This is a genomic window from Frankia sp. AgKG'84/4, assembly GCF_023242965.2.
In the GTDB taxonomy this organism is placed as follows: domain Bacteria; phylum Actinomycetota; class Actinomycetes; order Frankiales; family Frankiaceae; genus Frankia.
The window spans coordinates 1-2,794 of record NZ_JALKFU020001162.1 but is presented as its reverse complement, the minus strand read 5'-3'; the positions used below and the strand labels follow the sequence as shown (position 1 = coordinate 2,794).

The window sequence follows — 2,794 nt, the reverse complement described above, 5'->3', positions numbered from 1 at the left end:
CCGCAGGGCCGGGGCGTTGCTACGGCGTCGGCGCGGGCGAGCACCCGCCCGCCGGCAGCGCGGACGGTGACATCCTCGCCGTGCGGTCGGCGGTCATCGCGATCAGTCGGGCGCTGAACTGGCACGGCGGCCCCGGCACCCCCGTGCCGACGGGCGGTGCCTTCACCGCCCAGACCCGCGCGGCCCTCGTCGCGTTCCAGACGGCACTCCAGCCGACGATCAACCGGGACATGTATCTGCCGGCGGGCGAGCACAACCCGGCCGGATTCGTGAACAAGGAGACCGCGTACGCGCTGTTCATGCCGATCGCGGACCGGTATGCGCTGAAGTACACGGTCCCCCGCGGACTGTTGCGCGGTATCACCACCATCGAGAGCAACTGGGATCCCGGCGCCGTGGGTTACTATACGAACTCGGATTTCGGCCTGTGTCAGTGGAACACGACACTTCCCGACGTGACAACCGCCCGCGCTCTCGACCCCTTCTGGGCGCTCGACTCGACCGCGCGCATGATGCGGGAGAGGTTCGATTCGGACCGGTGGGGCCGCAACTGGTTCTATGTCATCGCCGCGCACAATGTGCCGACCTGGGCCGCCCAGTGGGCGCAGGGCCAACTGTCCGACGTGAATCCGGCGGACAAACCCAAGCTTGACCGGATGCGCGGCTATGTCAGCAACGTGCTGGCCCGCGTCTGGTGAATGCTGGTTCAGACCCGGGTGAATCCCGGTTCAGTCGCCGGGAGTTCACTCCTGGACGGTGGCGATCCGGTCGATCACGGTGGTATTGAGCCGGCGGATCCCGATCGGCGCGAAGGTGCGCTCGAAGAAGCCGCCGATTCCGCCGGCCCCGGCCCAGGTGGTGGTGGCGGTCACCGTGCTGAGCGCCGGTCCGGCACCCGCGGTGACCTGCCAGCTCGTCCGCAGCGACGAGTTCTCGTCCGCCTCCACGAGGGTGTCGGGCTCCGGTGCGGACACCGTGGCCTCGATCTGGCGAACCCGCCGCTTGGTGGCCTGCAGCCGGTAGGCGATGCGGCTGCCCGCGCCGGTGCCGCCGGCGAGAACGCGGTACTCGCAGACGTTGTCCGGCCAGGACACCGACCGCGCGCCCTGATAGTCGCCGAGACGCGCGAGTACCTGCTCCGGCGCGCCGGCCACATCCTTGCGCACCACGACCTTGATCTGGCCCATCCGCCGTCTCCCTGCCTCGCCGTACCGACCGTGCTCGCCGTACCGACCGTGCTCGCCGTACCGACCGTGCTCGCCGTACCGACCGTGCTCGCCTTACCGACCGTGGTCAGACTGGCATGCCGGCGCCGGACGGCGCACCGCGCCCGCCGGAGATGCGCAGAGCAATTACCCAGCGTTACATTGCGTGGAGCCATGGCGGTGGCGGAAGAGCCGCTGGGCTCATCCGGGCTGGAACGGGGGTACGCCGATTTCTCGCGCGCGACCGGGGCCTTCACGATCATTCGGCGACCTGCTCGTCTTCTGCGTCGGGGCGGACCGCCGCGCGGTGGGGCCGCAGGACCGGCCACGTTTCGTCACCGCCGGTGCTCTGATGCTGCTGACCGCCGGGCTCGCCACGTATGCGGGAGCGACCGTCGCGGGAATGGGCCTGCACCGCTCGACGTGGGCGGCCATCCCGTTCGGTCTGTTCTACGCGGCTGTGATCTTCTTTCTCGACCGGTCCGTGCTGCTGACGTCGCGCACCTACCGGTATCGGCGGGACGGCACCGTCCGCCCGGGCCGTTGCGGTCTGTCGACCGCGGTGCGCGTCTTCGTCGCGATCTGCGCAGCGCTGCTGGTCGGGGAGTCCCTCCTGCTGCGGATCTTCGCGCCGTCGATCGAGCCGCGGGTGACCCAGCTGCGGCAGGAGGATCTCGGCCGCGCTCTACGCGGATGGGACGCCAACCAGCGGGACGAGCAGCAGGTGCTCGCCGCCGACCTGACCGCCCGTCAGCACGCCCTCGACACCGCCCACAACCTGGTGACCGGCAAGACCGCGGAGGTGAACTGCCAGCTCACCGGCGGCGGCGCCTGCCTGCCCGGGGAAGGCCCGGTGTACCGGATCAAACTGGCCGAGCTGGGCGCGGCGACCGCGGCCGTCACCGCGGCGACCCGCGAACGGGACGCCGCCCGGACCCGCCTGGACGGTTTCGAGCAGTCCCGTGACACCCGCCGGACCCGGTTCCGCGATCAGCAGGCCGGTGTCGTCGACGCCGCGGACGACCTGCTGATCAGGGAGAAGGCGTTCTGGCGGCTGACGACCGCGGACCCGTCGGTGCTGCTCTGGCGGCTGGTGCTGACGTTGCTGCTGCTCGGCATCGACCTCGGGCCGTTGACCTTCCGCCGGACACTGGAGCAGACGGAGCTGGGTCGCCGGGAGCGGCTCGGCCAGTGGCGGGCACGCGGCGCCGAGGAGGTCGACGCCCAGCAGATCGGTCAGACGACACGGCACCGGGTGGGACTCGCGCGGACGCTGGCCGACCATGGCGCCGAGCGCTACGGGCAGTCCGTCCGCCGACGGGAGGAGATCACCGCGTCGGTTCGGACGGTAGCGGACCTCGCGGACGCCGACGTCGGTCGTGAGGAGATCCGGATCGACCGAGACAGCCGGATCCGTGACCTGCACACCCGTTACCAGGTCCCCGGCCCGGCGCGCCCCGCGGACGAGCGGGCGACACCCCCGGGCTGACGGGAACGTCAGGACGCTCAGCGCAGGGTGCAGGCGACCGTGATCTGAAGAAATTTCTGAACGGCGATGGATGAGGGCCGAGAACATCTCGACAAGGCAG

General features: G+C 70.6%; 3 protein-coding genes. 2 read left to right on the top strand and 1 reads right to left on the bottom strand.

All coding sequences use genetic code 11. The annotated features are described in order from the left end of the window. Positions 1-698: lysozyme family protein (locus tag MXD58_RS28185; protein WP_250611199.1), on the top strand; the 698-nt coding region annotated here is incomplete at its 5' end. Positions 699-743: 45 nt separating this feature from the next. Here the strand turns inward: MXD58_RS28185 and MXD58_RS28180 are convergent. Then, positions 744-1,187, bottom strand: coding sequence for an SRPBCC family protein (locus tag MXD58_RS28180; protein WP_248838821.1), 444 nt, complete (start codon positions 1,185-1,187; stop codon positions 744-746). Between the two features lie 325 nt (positions 1,188-1,512). Here MXD58_RS28180 and MXD58_RS28175 point away from each other — a divergent pair, with 325 nt between their 5' ends. Then, positions 1,513-2,694: a DUF4407 domain-containing protein gene (locus MXD58_RS28175; RefSeq protein WP_248838820.1), complete on the top strand. Its 1,182-nt coding sequence runs from the start codon at positions 1,513-1,515 to the stop codon at positions 2,692-2,694. The last annotated feature ends 100 nt before the right edge of the window (positions 2,695-2,794 follow it).